Consider the following 19,699-nt stretch of genomic DNA (forward strand, 5'->3'; position numbering starts at 1 on the left):
GAGGTCAAGATAAAAAGGAGAGTCCCAGTATGAGCAGATGGCACGATGTCCTCATCACCGCGATCGCACCAACGATCTGGGGCAGCACCTATATCGTCACGACGGAACTGCTGCCGCCGGGCTATCCCTTGACGGTTTCCCTCCTCCGGGCATTGCCGGCCGGGCTCCTTCTGCTCCTGCTCGTGCGCCGCCTTCCGGAGGGGATCTGGTGGGCGCGCACCGTCCTGCTCGGTGCTCTCAACTTCTCGTTCTTCTGGGCCATGCTGTTCGTCTCGGCCTATCGCCTGCCCGGCGGCGTCGCGGCGACGGTCGGGGCGATACAGCCGCTGATCGTCATCGTTCTGTCGCGGTTCGTCATCGGCACGCCGATCCGCGCCCTCTCCGTGGTGGCTGGGATCGGCGGCATTGCCGGAGTCGCCCTTCTCGTCCTGACGCCGCATGCGACGCTCGATCCGCTCGGCATCACGGCCGGCCTCGCAGGTGCCGTCTCGATGGCGTTCGGGACCGTCCTGTCGCGCCATTGGCAGCCCCCCGTTTCGCCGCTTACCTTCACGGCCTGGCAGTTGACGGCCGGAGGCATCCTGCTGATCCCGGTCGTCCTGCTGCTCGAACCGCCGCTGCCGCCGCTGACCGGCACCAACCTTCTCGGCTTCGCCTATCTTGGCCTGATCGGCGCCGCGCTTACCTATATCCTGTGGTTCCGGGGCCTTTCGCGGCTCGGGCCGCCGGCCGTCGCCCCGCTCGGCTTCCTCAGTCCGCTGATGGCGGTCCTGCTCGGCTGGGCGATCCTGGACCAAACCCTCACGCTGCTGCAGGCAGCCGGCATGGCGGTGGTGCTGGCAAGCGTCTGGCTCAGCCAGTGGGTCCAGACCACGGTGCGTCGAACCGACCAATTGCCAGGCGACGGCGGCCTTCCTATTTTCAAGGCATGGAACAAGCCGTAGAGAGCCGCCGCTCGCACTTCGAGGACATCCGCGCCAGGGCGCGCGACGAGATGGCCGCGATCGGCATCGGCGCCGAGTTCATTCCGATTCTCGTCGAAACCTTCTATGGCCGGGTGCGCGCGCATCCGGAGCTCGGGCCGGTATTCGACGCGCGCCTGTCCGGCCGCTGGCCGGAGCACATGGAGAGGATGAAGCGGTTCTGGTCGGCGGTGGCGTTCAAGGACGGTGGCTATGACGGCAAGCCGGTGATGGCGCATCAGGGGGTCGCCAACATCAACCCGCCGCTGTTCCAGGTCTGGCTCGGCCTCTTTTCCGCAACGCTCGACGACCTCGCGCCGACGCAGGAAGCAAAGACCTGGTTCATGGCGACCGCAGAGCGGATTGCCCGCAGCCTGGTGCTGTCGCTGTTCTACAATCCCGCCGACGACGATCCGGGCCGCGGCCGTGCCTGAAGCGGATGCGCCGCCCGGGCGCGCTCGTCAGGCCTCCGGCCGCACAGCCGCCGTGACGCCGGCGCTTGCCGCCACCACCAGCGCCGTTCCAAGCATCTGCAGCGCCGTCATCGCCTGGCCGAGGATCACAAAGCCGGCCAGCGCACCAATGGCCGGCTCGAGGCTCATCAGGATGCCGAAGGCCGCTGTCGGCATGCGCCTCAGCGCAATCATCTCCAGCACATAGGGAAGCAGCGGCATCAGCACGGCAAGGCCGAGCATCGTCGACAGCACGCCCGGCAACATCATCTGCGGCAATTGTGCTACTGCTGCCGGAGCGCAAACGCCAGCCGCGACGAGCAGCGCTATCGCCAGCCCTTCCAGTCCCGGAAGCAGCCGGCCCGTCTTCTTCATCAGGACGATGTAGGCGCCCCAGCCGATGGCGGCGCCGGCGGCCAGCAGCAGTCCTGCCGGGTCGCCCGTCCAGCTTTCACCGTCGTGGCTGAGGAGGACGACACCAGCCAGGGCCGCGATGGGCCAGGCGAGCCGCCGGCCGGTCAGGCCGCCAAAGGTCGCGACTGCGAGCGGCCCAAGGAACTCGATGGCAACTGTTAGGCCCAGGGGGATGCGCAGGATCGCTGCATAGAAGCAGACCGTCACCGCCGCGATCGCTATGCCGAGCAGTATCGCGCTCTTCCATTGGGCGCGGCTATAGGTGCGCACCGGCGGCCGCAGGATCGCCAGCAGAATGAGGGCGGCGAACAGCAGGCGCAGGAAGCTCGTCGCGAACGTGCCGAACGCGCCGACGACGCCGGTCGAGAGAGCCGATCCGATCTGCATGCCCGACATCGACAGGAGGCAGAAGACGACGCCGGTGAACAAGGCGGCGCGCCACGCCGGGCGGACCGGGCCGACGCCGGTCTCATCGGGAACGTCCGTCGCTGCGCTCGGATCCACGATACGATCTCCTCCGGGTATCACTCGTAACGGAAGAGTTGCCGTGCTTCAATTGATAGTGGTGGTGCTAAGTTTCAGCAGCTTGATGGCGGGCCGTCGCGGTCCGGCATCGCAGTGCCGGCGGGCGGAGGCGGAGCCGGGCGGGCTGCCCGGCTCCGCAGAAGTTCGGACGATCAGGCCTGGCGCAGCGGCGAGATCGAGATTTCCACACGGCGGTTCTGCGCACGTCCGGCCTCGGTGGCGTTCGACGCGATCGGCCGGTCCTTGCCGTAGCCCATTGCCGAGATCCGACGCTGGTCGACGCCGCGCGAGCCGAGATAGTTTGCGACCGAATAGGCGCGCCGCTCCGAAAGCCCCTGGTTGTACCCTGCCGAGCCGGTGGAGTCGGTATGCCCGTCGACGTCGATCAGCGACTTGTCGAACTTGCGGAGCACGATCGCCACCGAATCGAGCGTCGAATAGAAGCCCGGAACGATCTGGTCCTGATCCGTGGCGAAGGTGATGTTGGAGGGCATGTTGAGGATGATCCGGTCGCCGGCGCGGGTCACCGATACGCCGGTGCCCTGCAGCTGCGCGCGGAGTTCGGCTTCCTGGTTGTCCATGTAGTTGCCGATCGCGCCGCCTGCGAGCGCCCCGACGCCGGCGCCGATCAGCGCGGCGTTGCGGCGTTGCACCGGATTGTTGCCGACGAGAAGCCCGGTCGCGGCGCCGAGACCGGCACCGATCAGCGCGCCGCCGGCGGTGTTCGACATCTTCTGTTCACCCGTATAGGGATCGGTGGTCGTGCATGCGGAAAGATAGATTGCGGAGAGCGAGAGAATGGCGATTTTCTTGAACATGGAGACCGTTTCCGAGCGTTTGTCGTGATTCTGTTTCAATCTATGGATTACGGCAGGAACATGAACGGCGAGCGTCTGTCCCCAGCCTGCAAAATCTTCAGTCTTCGATGCCCTTGAGCACGTTGGCGACGTTCAGTCCGATTTCCGGAACGCCGTAGCCGCCTTCCATGACCACCAGCAGCGGTACCTTGCTGGCGGCGACCGTCCGGCCCATCGCGATGTAGTCGGGGGAGGTCAGCTTGAAGAAGGAGATCGGGTCCTTTTCGAACGTGTCGACGCCAAGCGAAACGACGATGGCCTCGGCCCCGAATTCGCCGATGCGTTTGAGTGATTCCGCGAGCGCCGCGCCCCAAATGCTGTAGGGCGTGCCACGACCCATCGGATAGTTCTGCGTCGTGCCCGTGCCCGCGCCCTTGCCGGTCTCTTCCGCATAGCCAAGGAAATGCGGGAAGGCCTCGGCGGGGTCGCCGTGCAGCGAGGCGAAGAAGACGTCGCCGCGTTCGTAGAAGATGTCCTGCGTGCCGTTGCCATGGTGAAAGTCGACGTCGAGCACCGCAACCTTCTTGGCGCCCTTATCGAGAAGGCGCTGTGCGGCGACGGCCGCGTTGTTGATGAAGCAATAGCCGCCGAACATGTCGATGCCGGCATGGTGGCCCGGCGGACGGCACAGCGAGAAGGCCGCCTTGTGGCCGGAAGCGACGAGATCGGCCCCGTCGATCGCCGACGACATCGACGACAGCGCCGCCTCCCAGGTTCCGGGCGAAATCGCCGTCTCGGCGGCGTTGCAGTAGTAGCCGAGTTGTCCTTCGATGTCGGTCGGGATGCGTGGCGAGGTCCGGCGCACGGGGAATGACGTGGCGATTGCCTCGCCCTGGTAGCCGGCCGCCTTCCAGCGCTCCCAGGCTCCTTCCAGGAACGTCAGGTAGCCGGCGTCGTGGACCTTGAGCGCCGTCTCGAGGCCGTGTCTGGCCGGGGCGACGACGTCGGTGAAACCGGCTTCCTTCACTGCCGCAAGAATCCATTCCGCACGGAAGGGTGCCTCGAAGGGCTGCACGAGTTCACCGCCGTGGAGTTCGGTCCTAGCGTTCCTGAGCTTGTGATCTTCCGAGAATACGACTCGCATGCAAGATTCCCCCGTTTCGGTGCGCGGACGTTATCCTCTAAGCGCCTCGTGAGGCAAGGCACCCCGAGCGGCCATCCAGCATCGCTGTGCGGTTGTGGCCCTCGTGGCCGGCCAGCCGATGTCGCTCAACCGGAGGGAGCAACCCCTTGAAGGGCGAGCGGCGCCAATCCGCCTGCGTCGAGCGCCTCGTCCGGTTTTCCACCCGCCAGACGCAGCGCCACAATTGGGGTGCTTGATCGATCGTGCCGAAGGCGATCTTCGACTTGTGTCGGCTGGGGCGGAGGCGCTTGCGCGAGGCGATTTCTCGCGGCCCGGTAAGGTCCGAACCGCATGAGGGGCAATGCAATCCTGACGTTCAGTATGCGACTTTGTCAGGCGCAATTGGCGAAATATGGCGTAAAACTCCTTGCTTTCGCGAAATAACTGGCATTCACTTCGCCATATCGATGCAAAACAACAAGGGGAAGGATACAACATGGCATCTCGGCTCCTCAACCTGCGTGCGGCACTGGTGCTCGGAGCAGTGCTCCTCGGTAGCAGCCCGGCGCTCGCCGAAGCGGTCCTGCATCGCGGCAATGCCGGCGAGCCGCAGACGCTCGATCAGGCGCACACCTCCATCAACATCGAGGAGTTCATCCTCAAGGACCTCTATGAGGGGCTGACGATCTATGACGCGGCGGGCAAGATCATCCCCGGCGCCGCCGAGACCTGGGACCTGTCTGACGACGGCCTGACCTACACGTTCAAGCTGCGCTCTGACGCCAAGTGGTCGGACGGTTCGCCGGTCACGGCGGAGGACTTCGTCTTCTCGTTCCAGCGGGTCGAAGACCCGGCGACCGCCGCCGGCTACGCCAATATCCTCTACCCGATCAAGAATGCCGAAAAGGTCAACAAGGGCGAGATGAAGCCGGAGGATCTCGGCATCAAGGCGATTGACGACAAGACCGTCGAGATAACGCTCGAGCGTCCGACGCCCTTCTTCCTCGAGCTTTTGGCACACCAGACCGCCCTGCCGATTTCAAAGGCGAGCTTCGAGAAGAACGGTACCGAATTCGTCAAGCCCGGCGTCATGGTGTCGAACGGTGCATTCAAGCTCGTCAGCCACGTTCCCAACGACAATCTCGTCGTCGAAAAGAACCCGAGCTACTGGGACGCCGCCAACGTCAAGCTGGACAAGGTGGTGTTCTACCCGATCGACGACCAGGCCGCCTCGGTCCGTCGCTTCGAGGCCAAGGAAATGGACCTCGTCTACAACTTCTCCGCCGACCAGATCGACCGCCTGCGCGGCGCCTATGGCGACCAGGTCCACGTGTCGCCGACGCTTGCCACCTACTACTATGCCTTCGACACCCGCCAGGAGCCCTATAGCGACGTGCGGGTGCGCCGGGCGCTCTCCATGGCGGTGGACCGCGACTTCCTGGCCAAGGAAATCTACAGTGGATCGCAGATCCCGGCCTACTCCATGGTTCCCCCGGGCATCGAGACCTACGGCGATCCGGCCAAGGCGGACTTTGCCACGCTCTCCCAGCTGGACCGCGAGGACAAGGCGACCGAGCTGATGAAGGAGGCCGGCTACGGCCAAGGCGGCAAGCCGCTGGACATCGAGATCCGCTACAACACCAACCCGAACCACGAGCGCGTAGCCACCGCCGTCGCCGACATGTGGAAGAACACCTTCGGCGCCAAGGTCTCGCTGGTAAACCTGGACGTGTCCTCGCACTACGCCTACCTGCAGGAGGGCGGCAAGTTCAACGTCGCGCGTGCCGGTTGGGTGGCCGATTATGCCGATGCGGAGAACTTCCTGGCACTCAACCTGAGCTCCAACAAGACGTTCAACTACGGCCATTATGAAAATCCGGAGTTCGACGCGCTGATGAAGAAGTCTTATGAGGAGACGGACCCCGCCGCCCGCTCCAAGATTCTTCACGAGGCCGAAGCGCTGCTGATGCGCGATCAGCCGATTGCACCCTTGCTGGCCCAGGCCGATCTCTGGCTCGTCTCCGGCCGTGTGCAGGGCTGGCAGGACAATGCCGCCAACCAGCATCTGAGCCGGTTCCTGAGCGTTTCCGAATAACGACAGGAGGCGGCGCGCGGGGACGTCTTCCCGCGCGCCGTTTCACGGGAGAACGGGCATGATGTCCTTCGTATTGCGCCGCCTTGCGAGCGCGGTGCCGACGCTTTTCATCGTCGTCACCATTTCCTTCTTCCTAATGCGGTTTGCCCCCGGTGGGCCCTTCAATCTCGAGCGTCCGCTGCCTCCCCAGACGATGGCGAACCTGATGCGGACCTACCAGCTCGACCAGCCGCTCTGGCGCCAGTACGTCACCTATATCGGCAACGCAGTCACCGGCGATTTCGGCCCGAGCTACGTCTACAAGGACAACACCGTTGCCGAACTCATCGGCAAGGGCCTGCCCTATTCAATGGAACTCGGGTTCTACGCGCTGCTGCTGGCGTTGATCGGCGGAGTGCTGATGGGCACGGTTGCGGCACTGCGCCAGAACAGCGCGCTCGACTTCTCGGTCATGTCGCTGGCTACGATCGGCACGACGGTGCCGAACTTCGTCGTTGGGCCCGTTCTGACCCTGGTTTTCGCCATCAGTCTGTCGCTGCTGCCGGCCGGCGGGTGGGGCGATGGCTCGCTGCGCTTTCTGATCCTGCCGATGATCGCGCTGGCGCTGCCGCAACTGGCGGTCTTCGCACGGCTTACACGCGGCTCGATGATCGAGGCGCTGCACGCCGATCACATCCGAACGGCGAGGGCCTACGGGCTTCCCGGGCGCGTCGTCGTCGTGACGCATGCGATGCGCGGCGCCCTGCTGCCGGTGGTGTCTTATCTGGCACCCTGCGCCGCTGCCCTGCTCACCGGCTCGGCCGTGGTCGAGACGATCTTCACCATCCCCGGCGTCGGCCGGTACTTCGTGCTCGGCGCCATCAACCGCGATTACACCCTGGTGATGGGCACGGTCATCCTGATCGCCATCTTCGTCATCGTCTTCAACCTGGTGGTCGATATCCTCTATGGCCTTCTCGACCCCAGGGTCCGCCATGACTGACATCACCGCCCCCCCGCTGCAGGGAACTCCGAAAACACGAAGCCGCAGCCTCTTCCAGTTGGCGCTCATCCGCTTCCGCCGCAACAGGGCGGCGATGGCCGGCTGCGTGATTCTGCTGCTGATCGCAATGTTCTCGTTCCTCGGGCCCCTGTTCGTGCCGCACACCTACGATCAGGTATTCCCGTCCTATGTGACGATCCCGCCGAGCCTCGAGCCGCGCCCCGACGCGTCGAAGCTGCAGGACGCGATCGAGGGCGTCGCCGCCCGGGCACGGGTGCGCCTCGACAGCTTTGCCGTGGAGGGCCAGAGCTTTACCGCGACGATCAGTGCCGACGAGCCGATTGATCCGCGTGCGACGCGCTATTTCGACCGTGCCAACGAATTCCGCGACACCAAGGTGGACAGCAGCCGCGACAACGGCCGAACGTTGATGCTCACCGGCAAGGTCGATCGAGACTATTTCGTCTTCGGCACGGACACCAACGGCCGCGACCTGCTGGTGAGGGTCATGCTCGGCGGCCAGATATCGATCGCCGTCGGCCTGCTGGCGAGCCTCGTCTCGCTCGGCATCGGCGTTCTCTACGGTGCGACCTCGGGCTACGTCGGCGGGCGCATCGACAACGTCATGATGCGGCTGGTCGAGATCCTCTATTCGCTTCCCTTCGTGTTCCTGGTGGTTGTGCTCGTCGTGTTCTTCGGCCGCAGCTTCATCCTGATCTTCCTCGTCATCGGCGCGGTCGAGTGGCTCGACATGGCCCGCATCGTGCGCGGCCAGACGCTGGCGCTGAAGCGGCGCGAATTCGTCGGCGCGGCAGAGGCGCTGGGGTTGACCGACTGGCAGATCATCCGCCGCCACATCATTCCGAACACGATCGGACCCGTGATCGTCTTTGTCACCGTGGTGGTGCCGAAGGTGATCCTGCTGGAAAGTTTCCTTTCCTTCCTCGGGCTCGGCGTGCAAGCGCCGTTGACGAGCTGGGGGGCGCTGATTTCGGAAGGTGCAAACAACATCCAGTCGGCGCCCTGGCTGCTGATCTTCCCGTCGATTTTCTTCGTCACGACCCTGTTCTCGCTGAACTTCGTCGGTGACGGCCTGCGCGACGCGCTCGACCCGAAGGACCGCTGAAATGGCAGAGACGAGCGACACGATCCTGGCGATCCGCGGCCTGAAGGTCGACTTCACGACGCCGGACGGCGTGGTCAACGCCGTCAAGGGGATCGATCTCGACGTCCGTGCCGGCGAAACGCTCGCCGTGGTCGGCGAATCCGGCTCGGGTAAGAGCCAGACCATGATGGGCATCATGGGGCTGCTCGCCAGGAACGGCACCGTCGGCGGCTCCGCCGCGTATCGGGGCAGGGAACTGATCGGGCTGCCGCCTTCGGAGCTGAACAAGATCCGCGGCGCCAAGGTGACCATGATCTTCCAGGAGCCGATGACGTCGCTCGATCCGCTCTATCCGATCGGCCGGCAGATTGCCGAGCCGATCGTCCACCACCGCGGCGGCAGCTACCGGGATGCCCGCAAGCGTGTGCTCGACCTTCTCGAACTGGTCGGCATTCCCGAGCCCGAACGGCGGATCGACAGCTATCCGCACGAGCTGTCCGGCGGCCAGCGCCAGCGTGTCATGATCGCCATGGCCCTGGCAAACGAGCCGGACATCCTGATCGCCGACGAGCCGACCACGGCGCTCGACGTCACCATTCAGGCGCAGATCCTCTCCCTCTTGCGCATGCTGCAACAGCGCTTCGGCATGGCAATCGTGCTGATCACCCACGACCTCGGGATCGTACGGCATTTCGCCGATCGCGTGGCGGTGATGCGGCGCGGCGAGGTGGTGGAGCAGGGGAGCACCGCTGCGATCTTCGAGCGGCCGTCGTCGGACTACACGAAGATGCTCCTGGCGGCCGAGCCGCGCGGCCATAAGGCGCCCCCGCTCGACTCTGCACCGATCGTGCTCGAAGGGCGCGACGTGAGCGTGGACTACCAGATCGGTGGAGGTTTGTTCTCCGGCGGGCACAGGATGTTCCGGGCTGTCGACCGGGTCACGGTCCGACTGCGGGAGGGCCAGACGATCGGCATCGTCGGCGAATCCGGTTCCGGGAAGTCGACGCTGGGACGGGCGCTCCTGCGGCTGATCCCCGGAGCCGGCTACTACCGTTTCGGTTCCACCGACATCTCCGGTTTCGACCGGGCGCGCATGCGCCCGCTGCGCCGGGAAATGCAGCTCGTCTTCCAGGACCCATACGGTTCGCTGTCGCCGCGGCAGACGGTCGGCGAGATCGTCACGGAAGGGCTGTTCGTGCATGAGCCGAGCCTGAGCAAGGCCGAGCGGGATCGCAGGGCGGTGGCAGCACTCACCGAAGTCGGCCTCGATCCCGAGGCGCGCAACCGCTACCCGCACGAGTTCTCCGGTGGCCAGCGGCAGCGCATCGCGATCGCCAGGGCGATGATCCTGAAGCCCCACCTCGTCATCCTGGACGAACCCACCTCGGCCTTGGACCGTTCGGTGCAGGGCCAGGTGATCGAACTGCTGCGCAGGCTGCAGGATAGCCACAGGCTGTCCTACATCTTCATCAGCCACGATCTGTCGGTGGTAAAGGCGATGTCGGACTACGTGGTGGTCATGAAGGACGGCCGGATCGTCGAGGAAGGCGAAACGGCTGCGATCTTCGAATCACCCCGCGAGGCCTATACGACATCGCTGATCAACGCCGCTTTCAATGTCTGAGCTCGAATAGCCCGGACGATCACGCACGGCGAGATCGCACTCCGTTTCTCGCCCGTATCCCTCTACCCAGAAGCCTCGGAAGGCCTTGGCGCGCTTACTTGTCGTTGCTGGCCGGCTCCGGATAGGTGTAGGGCTGCCGTGGCGGCGGCTCGTCGCTCTGGTAGAGCTTGAAGCTGAACGTCGAGCCGGAGCGCATGGCCCGGTGCATGCTGGTCTTCCCATGGACGATCGGCGGCAGCTTGTACGACGGTTTGTCGTCCGATTCGCGGGATTGGGCGTGAGCGTTGCCGGCTGCCGCAAGGATCAGGACGGTTCGCAACAGGAGTTTCATCTCGCACCCCTCGGCAAGAGCCCTTCAATCAAGGCATCATGCCAAAGATAGGCCCCGCGACGGCACCGCACTAGAGATTGCTCGTTGAATGGACTGTTTCCTGTCCCGGCGGTTGCGCCGTGCCCGAGCCGCCGGGCTGCGGCTTTCATGCGATCGCCAAATCCGTGTCGGGCGATCTTTCTCAGCCCTCGAAGAATTCCTTCATGCGCGCGAAGAAGCCGCTCGACTCCGGGTTGTTCTCCTTGGACGAGATTTCCTCGAACTCCTTCAGCAGTTCGCGCTGCCGCTTGGTCAGCTTCTGCGGCGTCTCGACCTGCACCTGGATGTACAGGTCACCGACCTGGCTGGAGCGCAGCACCGGCATGCCCTTGCCCTTCAGGCGGAACTGTCGACCGTTCTGCGTGCCCTCGGGCACGGTGACGCGCGACTTGGTGCCGTCCAGCGTTGTGACGTCGAAGGTGCCGCCGAGCGCCGCCGTCGTCATCGAGATCGGCACCCCGCAGTGCAGGTCGGCGCCGTCGCGCTGGAACAGTTCGTGCGGTTTCACCGAAAGGAAGATATAGAGGTCGCCCGCCGGCCCGCCACGAAGGCCCGCCTCGCCTTCGCCGGCCAGCCGAATGCGTGTGCCGTCCTCGATGCCTGCGGGAATATTGACGGACAGCGCGCGCTCCTCGGTGACCCGCCCGTGGCCGTGGCACTTGGTGCAGGGGTCGGGAATGATCGTGCCGCGACCGTGGCAGGTCGGACAGGTGCGCTCGATCGAGAAGAAGCCCTGCGCCGCGCGCACGCGGCCGGCACCCTGGCAGGTGCCGCAGGTCTGCGGCTTGGTGCCGGGCTTGGCGCCGGAGCCGGAACAGACTTCGCAGGTGATCGAGGTCGGCACCCGGATCTGCGCAGTCTTGCCGTTGTAGGCCTCTTCGAGCGAGATCTCCATGTTGTAGCGCAGGTCGCCGCCGCGCTCGCGACCGCCGGAGGAGCGCCGCTGACGCCCGCCGCCCATCATCTCGCCGAAGATGTCCTCGAAGATGTCGGAAAAGCCGCCCGCGCCGAAACCGCCGCCGCCAAAGCCGCCGCCGCCCATGCCGCCATGCTCGAAGGCCGCGTGGCCGTAACGGTCGTAGGCGGCCCGCTTCTGCGGATCCTTCAGGACTTCGTAGGCTTCGTTGACTTCCTTGAACCGGACCTCGGCCGCGGCATCGCCGGGGTTCTTGTCGGGATGATACTTCATCGCCATCTTGCGGAAGGCGCTTTTCAGTTCCTTCTCGTCGGCGCCCCTGGACACACCCAACGTTTCGTAGAAGTCAGTTTTAGCCATATCACTTCCGCGCCCGTCTCATGGACGGAGTCTCATTCGTTGAAAGGGAAACTGCCAGCCGTGCACTGATGTATCCGGCATCACGGCGAAAAGGCAAGATGGCGGGCCGCCGGCGGGCAAGGAAAGCCATGACATCGTCGCCGCCTTGAACGGGAAACATCATGGCCGTGTCCTTGTTCGTCGTCCGCCTCTTCTGCACCGGAAAGGCCGGCCGCGCGGGTCGCGGCCGGGTGATGGTCGTCAATCAGGAGGCCGACCGCTTGCGGTCGTCGTCGTCCTTGACTTCCTCGTAATCGGCGTCGACGACATTGTCGCCGCCCTCGGATGCCGAAGACGCGCCGGCTTCCGCCTGCTGGGCCTCGTAGATCGCCTGGCCGAGCTTCATGGAGACTTCCATCAGCGTGTTGGTCTTGGCCTTGATGTCCTCGGCGTCCGGCTCGGAGGCCTCGATGGCCGTCTTCAGAGCGGCGATAGCATCCTCGATGGCCTTGCGGTCATCGGCGGAGACCTTGTCGCCGTATTCCTTGAGCGACTTTTCGGACGAATGAACAAGGCTCTCGGCCTGGTTCTTGGCCTCGACCGCCTCGCGGCGCTTCTTGTCGCTCTCGGCGTTGGCCTCGGCGTCCTTGACCATCTTCTCGATGTCGGCGTCGGACAGGCCGCCCGATGCCTGGATGCGGATCTGGTGCTCCTTGCCGGTCCCCTTGTCCTTGGCCGAAACCTGGACGATGCCGTTGGCGTCGATGTCGAAAGTCACCTCGATCTGCGGCACGCCGCGCGGCGCCGGCGGAATGCCGACGAGGTCGAACTGGCCGAGCAGCTTGTTGTCGGCAGCCATTTCGCGCTCGCCCTGGCTGACGCGGATCGTCACGGCGGACTGATTGTCCTCGGCGGTCGAGAAGGTCTGGCTCTTCTTCGTCGGGATCGTCGTGTTGCGCTCGATCAGACGGGTAAAGACGCCGCCGAGCGTTTCGATGCCCAGCGACAGGGGGGTGACGTCGAGCAGCAGAACGTCCTTGACGTCGCCCTGCAGCACGCCTGCCTGGATGGCGGCGCCCATGGCAACCACTTCATCCGGGTTGACGCCCTTGTGCGGCTCCTTGCCGAACAGTTGCTTGACGGTCTCCTGGACCTTCGGCATGCGGGTCATGCCGCCGACGAGGACGACCTCGTCGATCTCGGCAGCCGAGACGCCGGCATCCTTGAGCGCGGCCTTGCAGGGGGCCATCGTCTTCTGGATCAGGTCGTCGACCAGCGCCTCGAACTTGGCGCGCGTCAGCTTCATCGTCAGGTGCTTCGGACCGGATGCGTCGGCGGTGATGAACGGCAGGTTGATCTCGGTCTGCTGCGACGAGGAGAGCTCGATCTTGGCCTTCTCAGCAGCTTCCTTGAGACGCTGCAGGGCCAGCTTGTCGTTCGTCAGGTCGATGCCCTGGTCCTTCTTGAACTCGCCAGCCAGGTACTCGACGAGGCGCATATCGAAGTCTTCACCGCCGAGGAAGGTATCGCCGTTGGTGGACTTCACCTCGAACACGCCGTCGCCGATCTCGAGAACCGAGATGTCGAAGGTGCCGCCGCCAAGGTCGTAGACGGCGATCGTCTTGCCGTCCTTTTTGTCCAGGCCGTAGGCGAGGGCAGCCGCGGTCGGCTCGTTGATGATGCGGAGCACTTCGAGGCCGGCGATCTTGCCGGCGTCCTTTGTGGCCTGGCGCTGGGCGTCGTTGAAGTAGGCCGGAACGGTGATGACGGCCTTCTCGACCTTTTCACCGAGGTAGGACTCGGCGGTCTCCTTCATCTTCTGAAGGATCATGGCGGAGATCTGCGAGGGGGAGTAATCGGTGCCGTGTGCCTCGACCCAGGCATCGCCGTTGCCCGCCTTGACGATCTTGTAGGGCACCATGCCCTTGTCCTTCTGGGTGGTCGGGTCGTCGAAGGTGCGGCCGATCAGGCGCTTGATCGCAAAAAGGGTGTTTTCCGGATTCGTCACCGCCTGGCGCTTGGCCGGCTGGCCGACGAGACGTTCGCCATCTTCCGTGAAGGCAACCATGGAGGGCGTCGTGCGGGCGCCTTCGGCGTTCTCAATGACTTTCGCGTCCTTGCCATCCATGACGGCGACGCAGGAATTTGTCGTTCCGAGGTCGATACCGATAACTTTTGCCATGTCATTCTCTCCTTGAAGCGAACTGCCCGGAACCCGATCAGGCATTCGTCTGGCAGCCCCTAGTGGGATGGTATTGCAGGAATTCGCGACGGAACGCCGCGGTTTCCGGCTATATAAGGATCAGCCTAGGTGACTGCAAGGCGTCAATCGTCTGGAAAACACGAGAGATCAAGGCGCTTCAGCCTCCGCAAATCGCCATCGCCAACTAGATGTGGGAGGGCGGCTTAGCTCCGTCAAGATCGGCCGGGCGGACGAAATGAAGAGGGGAATGGGCCGGCCTCAGCCGCCGATCAGCACATCGAGCAGAGTGGAGCGCCGCTTCGGCTGCTGCCCCACATCGGCGGGCGGGATTGGCAGTCCGCCCGCGTCGCCGTTGACCGGCCTGGGCGGAATGACCGCCTCCTCTATGGCGGTTTTGCGGCTGCTGGTGCCGAGGGCGCGCGCGACCATTTCGGCCAGCGTTTCGGCACCATCTTCCGTCGGCGCCGCGTTGATTCCCGCGACAGGAAGATCAGCGCCGCCCGAGGTGCCGAACAGCGGCGAGGGCGACAAACCCTCGTGCGCGGCGACCATGAACCGGCTCCAGGCCTTGGCTGGCAGTCCGCCGCCGGTCACCTTCTTCATCGACTTTCCGTCGTCATTGCCGAACCACACGCCGGTCGTGAGGTTTGCCGTATAGCCCACGAACAGTGCGTCGCGGAAAGACTGCGTCGTGCCGGTCTTGCCGCCAGCCTGCCAACCCGGCAGGCTGGCCCGCTTGCCGGTGCCTTCGGTCATGACCCGCAGCATCATGCCGTTCATCATCGAGACGATCTCCGGCGCGAGAACGCGGGGCGGGTTGTCGTACGCGTTCTCGTAAAGCACCTCGCCCCTTGCCGTCGAGATGCGCCGGATGATGTGCGGCGTGGCCTTGTAGCCGCCGTTCATGAAAGGCGCGTAGGCAGAGGTCAGTTCGAGCAGGGTCACCTCCGAGGTGCCGAGCGCGATCGACGCGTTGGCCTGCATCTCGGATTCGATCCCCAGCCGGTGGGCGAGCTTGACCACCTGGTCCGGGCCGACCTCCATGACAAGCTGGGCGGCGATGGTGTTCAGAGAGCTGGCGAGTGCCGAGCTGAGCGTTACCTGGCCGCGGTACTTTTGATCGTAGTTCTCCGGTGTCCACTTCCCGATCCGCACCGGCGCGTCGTTTCGGACAGAGAGCGGCGAGCGTCCCATCTCCAGCGCCGCGGCAAAGACGAACGGCTTGAAGGCCGAGCCGGGCTGGCGCTTCGCCTTCGCGGCGCGGTCGAACTGGCTCGTGGCATAGTCGCGCCCGCCGACCAGTGCGCGGATCGCGCCGGTGCCGTCCACCGAGACCAGGGCCGCCTGCGAGGCGTTGAGTTTTGCCCCCTCGGTATCGAGGACGGCGGTGATCGCCTCGTCCGCCTTCTTTTCGAGGTCGAGGTCGATGGTCGTTTCGACGACAAGGTCCTCGGTGATGTCGCCGACGAGCTTCGGCACCTGGTCCATCACCAGGTCGGCGGCGTAGTGCTCGGCGCCGGACCAGTAACTCTTGGCGCGCGTCGGCGGCTGCGACATCGCGGTGGTGATTTCCCGGTCGGTGACGAAGCCCTCGTCGCGCATGGCGGCAAGGACGACCTGCGCCCGCTCTTCGGCCGCTTCCGGATCGCGGGCCGGCGACAGCCGGGACGGCGCCTTCAGCAGTCCTGCCAGCACCGCCGCCTCGCCGAGGTTCACGTCGCGTGCCGATTTGTGGAAGTAGCGGCGGGACGCCGCCTCGACGCCGTAGGCGTTAGAGCCGAAGAACACCCGGTTCAGGTACATCGCAAGGATCTCGTCCTTCGAGTACTTGTGCTCGAGCCAGAAGGCGAGAAGCACCTCCTGGACCTTGCGCTCCAGGGTGCGCTCGGGCGAGAGGAACAGGTTCTTGGCAAGCTGCTGGGTGAGCGTGGAGCCGCCCTGCACCATGCGGCCGGTCGCCACGTTGGTGATCATCGCGCGGGCCAGGCCGAGCGGGTCGATGCCGAAATGCGAATAGAAGCGGCGATCCTCGATCGCGATCACCGCCTGGGGAATGTAGGGCGACATCTGCTCGAGCGACAGCGCCTCGCCGCCCGTGGTGCCGCGGTTCGCGATCGGGCTGCCGTCGCGAGCGACGATCTTGACGTTCGGCGGGCGGGCGGGAATGGACCAGGTCCGGGCGCTCGGCATCTGCGCGCCGTAATAGAGCACCAGGGCCCCGATTCCCATGCCGCCCCAGATGCCCAGCACGATGCACCAGTAGCCGACAAAACGGACCAGCCCGAAGAAGCCGCCCCCTTGGGACCGCCGGCGCGACGGTGTCTTTCTGCGGGGTGCCGCCTTCGTTTTCCGCGCGGCGGAATTCGCCTTGCGCTTGGCCGGCCGGGTCACGCGATCATCCTCGTCGAGGCGCAGGTCATCGTCGTCGTAATCGTCGTCGCCTTCGAACGAGGGCTCGATCCGCTGTGATTTGCGCCGTCCTGCCATACCTTCGGGAATGTGCCTTGTGTGAGCGTCGCCGAGGTGGACTGTAAATACGGCGATTTAAGGGGGCGTTAAGAGGTGGCCAGATGAAGTTACGGGTTTTCAAGAGGTTAGACCGCCCGTACTCGGTCCAAAGCTGCTGATCGGGCCTGACTGTCTTTCCGGGCAAAACCGTTCACACGCCTCTCCAGCCGCCGATGCAACAATCCCGATGTCGCTATGACAGCAGTCACATCAAGAGCTCATTTGCGGCTGCCGTGTGCATCTTCGGAACGGCTGCAGGACCGAGCCGCCTGATTCATGGTGGAACTCACTGCACACGTTGAGAACGCCGTTGGCGGAGATCTGCATACCAATCGCGAATGGCGGCGCGGCAGGGGTTTTCAATCTTGTTGTTGGCAAGCCATGCTGCAAGCATCGTTGATGAAAACAGGAGTATCGTCAGCGGGATGCCTTTCAATCCGAGGTATCCAGCTTGCTGCCATAAAAACATTACGATTCTGTGTAGCAAGTATATGCCAAACGACATCTCACCAAGCTGATGCGCAATTTTGCTCGACAATATCTTTCCGGTCGTTGAGGTGGGATTTGCTACCGAAGTTAAAACTAGAACTCCGCAAACCAAGCACAATAAAAGGTCCTCGTATACATCATTTTGATCGTATAGGATAGGAATAAAAAAGTATGAGGCTATGAAGTAGGAAATTGATACCGGCAGCGCAACGCTTGATGCCGTCGCAACAACGGTCGGGTAACGTCTCCAGGCGATGGATGCTATAACGCCGATTAGAAATATATGAGCGTACCGCAAGAATGCTATTCGCCCATCTGGATAACCGGCTGCAATTACATAAATTGTACAGGCTGCAAATAGAGAAAGGATTATTTGGTCAGCCCAGTCCGGCACACGTGAGACTGCCCACCAAACCAAAACAAAAGCCGCGTAAAACTGGAACTCGACACTTATGGTCCAGATCGTCGCGCCAGATCCGGCCATCAAGAAATGTTCGGGCACGCGTTCAAAAGTCATTCCAAATGGTCCAACTCCCTTCTTGGCAAGAAGCGAAAGTATGGCCGCCAAGCAAACGACGAATATGAACAGCGGATATATTCTTGCAATCCGCGCAATCGCGTACATCAGTCCGCGCTCAACCGTGAAGCGTTCCCGTAGGTAGATGTGCCCCATCAAAAAGCCGCTGAGCACAAAGAAGAGCACCACACCTATCGAGGTCGCCAGTTGCGGGTCTGGAAATTTCGTTTGACCGCGAAAATGGCCGAACAATACAGCAAGCGCAGCGAGCCCCCGCAATCCGTGCAGCGGGGCAATGTGGACATGATCGCGCATTTTACTTTCCGATTTCACTGCGACGGGCGCTAACATATGCGCCACGATAAGTGCAACAAGGCACATCCGTTCGTCTTGAAATCGCTGGTCAAACCTGTGAACCGGAATCGCCGTTCAGGCCAAGGCAGGTCAGCAAATGCGAACGCCAGTCGCTCAGCCTACGAGCGGAAGACGGGTTCTTCCCGCACGCGCTGAGCGTGTGCCGACGTTGCGAGCTTTTGCAAACGGTCACGGAGACGATCATGAAGCGCACTCTCGTAGTCGCCTGCGCGCTTGGCCTGTCCGCTCCGATGGAATTCGCCGATTGCGCCTATCACCAGGCCAGTTCGATAGGTTGCCAGAATTCCGCCGGCGCCAGCACCACCTCACCGGCTTGACGGCTGCAGCGAAGGGGCGGCCGCGAGGCCGCCCCTTGCATCTCAGTAGTACGGCGACAGGCACTGCTGGCGCGGCCCGCTATAGGGCTGGAACGTGTTGTCGAAGGCCCGGTACGAGCGGTATCGTGCCGCGCACCAATCGAAATGGCGCGGATTAACGGCGCTGTTGGAATAGCGCGGCGGCGGGGGCGCGGCGATTGCGCCGCCGATGATCGCGCCGGCGGTGAAGGCTGCCAGCGGATACCAGTAGCCGTCGCTATAGCGCCGATAGCCATCGCGATAGTGAAGAGAGCCACGATAGCCGCGATAGTACCCGCGGCCGTGAGAGTGGCGGTCTCTACCGCGGTAGTGGCGGCGGCCGTCACGATAGTCGACGTTCTCGATGTTGCTGGGAGCGGTAACGCCGGCACGCGGCATCGCGGATGCCTCGGCAGCCGGCAGCATGCCGGTGGTGAGCGTGGCTGCGGTCAAAGTGGCCGCCATGAGACCGCGGACGATCTTTTTCATCTGTCTACTCCATTCTGACTACTCGGAACACGATGCGGATCATGAACCATCGAGACTGAACGGACGATGAACCATTTCGTACACTACCCCTGGTCGTCCTTGCCGGTGCTTGCCTCTACATAGCGCGAGTGCTCGAACACGAGCACGGCGCCCAGTCCGAGCACGAACGGCACAAGCAGGTAGAACACACGGAAGACGGCGAGCGCCGCAAGGACGTCAGCGGGATCGAGCTCGGGCAGGGCGGCGATGAAGATGAGTTCGAGCACGCCGATTCCGCCCGGCGCATGCGAAAGAAGGGCGGCCGTAAACGAGGCCAGGAAAATGCCGAGCACGACAAGATAGCCCGGATTTTCCGCCGGCAGCACGAAATAGATGATTGCGGCGGCGGCAAGCAGTTCGACGGGAGCAATGAGCAACTGCCGCAGGGCGACTGACGGGCGCGGATATTCCAGATTCAGCCAGCGGGTGCGAATCGGCCGGAAGCCGACGAGGCTGCCGATTACATAAAGTGCGACCAGCAAGAGGATGACGATGCCGGTGGAAAAGGCCGCCTCGATCGGCAGGAAGCTGGCGAACCGCTCGATGATTTCCGGCTCGATGATCAGCACAAATCCGAACAGGACTGCGGTGCCGAGCGCGAAAGTGAAGGAGCAGAAGGCGACGAGTATGCCCACCTCGGTTGCCGACAATCCCTTTGACGTATAGGCGCGATAACGCACCACCGCTCCGGAAAAAACCGACGCGCCGATATTGTGCGCCAGGGCGTAGGCGGTGAACGAGGCAACGGTGATGAACCACAGCGAGACGCGGCGGCCCAGGTGCTCGAGCGCGAGGTGATCGTAGGCGGCGAGCGCGGCATAGGCGGCGATCGTTGCGGCTCCGGACAGCAGCCAGCCCGAGGGCGGGATCGCAAGCAGGCTTTGCCGGAATTCGTGGAAGGACATGCCCCTCAGTTCGTGATACAGGATCCAGAGGGAAAAGATGATCGCCGCAGCGCCAATCAGCGGCCAGACAAGGTTGTGAAGCTTCATGCGTCCGACGTCCGTACGCAGCGGTCCAGGCAGCTCAAACCCGAACGT

The 19,699-nt window shown here is 63.7% G+C and carries 17 protein-coding genes; 7 read left to right on the top strand and 10 right to left on the bottom strand.

Annotated elements, in window-relative coordinates:
* Positions 1–29 precede the first annotated feature (29 nt).
* Both C7449_RS04065 and C7449_RS04070 read left to right on the top strand, forming a co-directional pair.
* Positions 30–944, top strand: coding sequence for an EamA family transporter (locus C7449_RS04065; RefSeq protein ID WP_108001518.1), 915 nt, complete (start codon positions 30–32; stop codon positions 942–944).
* Entirely contained in the window at positions 929–1,396 is a 468-nt protein-coding gene (locus C7449_RS04070; RefSeq protein ID WP_108001519.1) for a group III truncated hemoglobin, read from the top strand. The genes C7449_RS04065 and C7449_RS04070 overlap by 16 nt, the downstream gene beginning before the upstream one ends.
* Positions 1,397–1,423: 27 nt before the next feature.
* Here the strand turns inward: C7449_RS04070 and C7449_RS04075 are convergent, their stop codons facing one another.
* From C7449_RS04075 to C7449_RS04085, 3 genes are all read right to left on the bottom strand, one after another.
* On the bottom strand, positions 1,424–2,332 hold the full coding sequence (locus C7449_RS04075; protein WP_245414286.1) for an EamA family transporter: 909 nt from the start codon (positions 2,330–2,332) through the stop codon (positions 1,424–1,426).
* Positions 2,333–2,505: 173 nt separating this feature from the next.
* A complete protein-coding gene (locus tag C7449_RS04080) occupies positions 2,506–3,171 on the bottom strand; it encodes an OmpA family protein (protein WP_108001520.1) in 666 nt (221 codons plus the stop codon).
* A gap of 97 nt (positions 3,172–3,268) precedes the next feature.
* Positions 3,269–4,294: a histone deacetylase family protein gene (locus C7449_RS04085; RefSeq protein WP_108001521.1), complete on the bottom strand. Its 1,026-nt coding sequence runs from the start codon at positions 4,292–4,294 to the stop codon at positions 3,269–3,271.
* Between the two features lie 475 nt (positions 4,295–4,769).
* Here C7449_RS04085 and C7449_RS04090 point away from each other — a divergent pair, with 475 nt between their 5' ends.
* Genes C7449_RS04090 through C7449_RS04105 form a run of 4 tightly spaced genes read left to right on the top strand, consistent with a single transcriptional unit; the run spans position 4,770 to position 10,079 of the window.
* Complete coding sequence (locus C7449_RS04090) at positions 4,770–6,368, top strand: peptide ABC transporter substrate-binding protein (protein WP_108001522.1); 1,599 nt, start codon at positions 4,770–4,772, stop codon at positions 6,366–6,368.
* 58 nt (positions 6,369–6,426) lie between these two features.
* Entirely contained in the window at positions 6,427–7,350 is a 924-nt protein-coding gene (gene oppB, locus C7449_RS04095; protein WP_108001523.1) for an oligopeptide ABC transporter permease OppB, read from the top strand.
* Positions 7,343–8,476, top strand: a complete 1,134-nt coding sequence (locus C7449_RS04100) for an ABC transporter permease (RefSeq protein WP_108001524.1) — start codon at positions 7,343–7,345, stop codon at positions 8,474–8,476. The genes oppB and C7449_RS04100 overlap by 8 nt, the downstream gene beginning before the upstream one ends.
* Before the next feature lies 1 nt (position 8,477).
* Positions 8,478–10,079 (top strand): ABC transporter ATP-binding protein, encoded by a 1,602-nt coding sequence (locus tag C7449_RS04105; RefSeq protein ID WP_108001525.1) that lies wholly within the window; start codon positions 8,478–8,480, stop codon positions 10,077–10,079.
* Between the two features lie 94 nt (positions 10,080–10,173).
* On the opposite strand, the gene C7449_RS04110 is transcribed toward C7449_RS04105, so the two are convergent.
* The 5 genes from C7449_RS04110 to C7449_RS04130 all read right to left on the bottom strand — a co-directional run bounded on the left by C7449_RS04110 (position 10,174) and on the right by C7449_RS04130 (position 17,736).
* Complete coding sequence (locus tag C7449_RS04110; protein ID WP_108001526.1) at positions 10,174–10,410, bottom strand: hypothetical protein; 237 nt, start codon at positions 10,408–10,410, stop codon at positions 10,174–10,176.
* Positions 10,411–10,591: 181 nt separating this feature from the next.
* Complete coding sequence (dnaJ, locus tag C7449_RS04115) at positions 10,592–11,725, bottom strand: molecular chaperone DnaJ (protein WP_108001527.1); 1,134 nt, start codon at positions 11,723–11,725, stop codon at positions 10,592–10,594.
* A gap of 244 nt (positions 11,726–11,969) precedes the next feature.
* Complete coding sequence (gene dnaK, locus C7449_RS04120) at positions 11,970–13,886, bottom strand: molecular chaperone DnaK (protein WP_108001528.1); 1,917 nt, start codon at positions 13,884–13,886, stop codon at positions 11,970–11,972.
* A gap of 279 nt (positions 13,887–14,165) precedes the next feature.
* Positions 14,166–16,394 carry a transglycosylase domain-containing protein gene (locus tag C7449_RS04125; protein WP_108001529.1) on the bottom strand — a complete coding sequence of 743 codons (2,229 nt, stop codon included), beginning with the start codon at positions 16,392–16,394 and terminating at the stop codon, positions 14,166–14,168.
* Between the two features lie 307 nt (positions 16,395–16,701).
* Positions 16,702–17,736 (bottom strand): acyltransferase family protein, encoded by a 1,035-nt coding sequence (locus C7449_RS04130; RefSeq protein ID WP_170115792.1) that lies wholly within the window; start codon positions 17,734–17,736, stop codon positions 16,702–16,704.
* A 242-nt stretch (positions 17,737–17,978) separates the two neighbouring features.
* Between C7449_RS04130 and C7449_RS22325 the strand changes: the two genes are divergently transcribed.
* Entirely contained in the window at positions 17,979–18,113 is a 135-nt protein-coding gene (locus C7449_RS22325) for a hypothetical protein (protein ID WP_280952455.1), read from the top strand.
* Between the two features lie 42 nt (positions 18,114–18,155).
* On the opposite strand, the gene C7449_RS04135 is transcribed toward C7449_RS22325, so the two are convergent.
* Positions 18,156–18,620 (bottom strand): BA14K family protein, encoded by a 465-nt coding sequence (locus C7449_RS04135; protein WP_108001531.1) that lies wholly within the window; start codon positions 18,618–18,620, stop codon positions 18,156–18,158.
* A gap of 83 nt (positions 18,621–18,703) precedes the next feature.
* Positions 18,704–19,651 carry a lysylphosphatidylglycerol synthase transmembrane domain-containing protein gene (locus C7449_RS04140; protein WP_108001532.1) on the bottom strand — a complete coding sequence of 316 codons (948 nt, stop codon included), beginning with the start codon at positions 19,649–19,651 and terminating at the stop codon, positions 18,704–18,706.
* Between the last annotated feature and the right edge of the window lie 48 nt (positions 19,652–19,699).

Source organism: Mycoplana dimorpha, assembly GCF_003046475.1.
GTDB lineage: Bacteria > Pseudomonadota > Alphaproteobacteria > Rhizobiales > Rhizobiaceae > Mycoplana > Mycoplana dimorpha.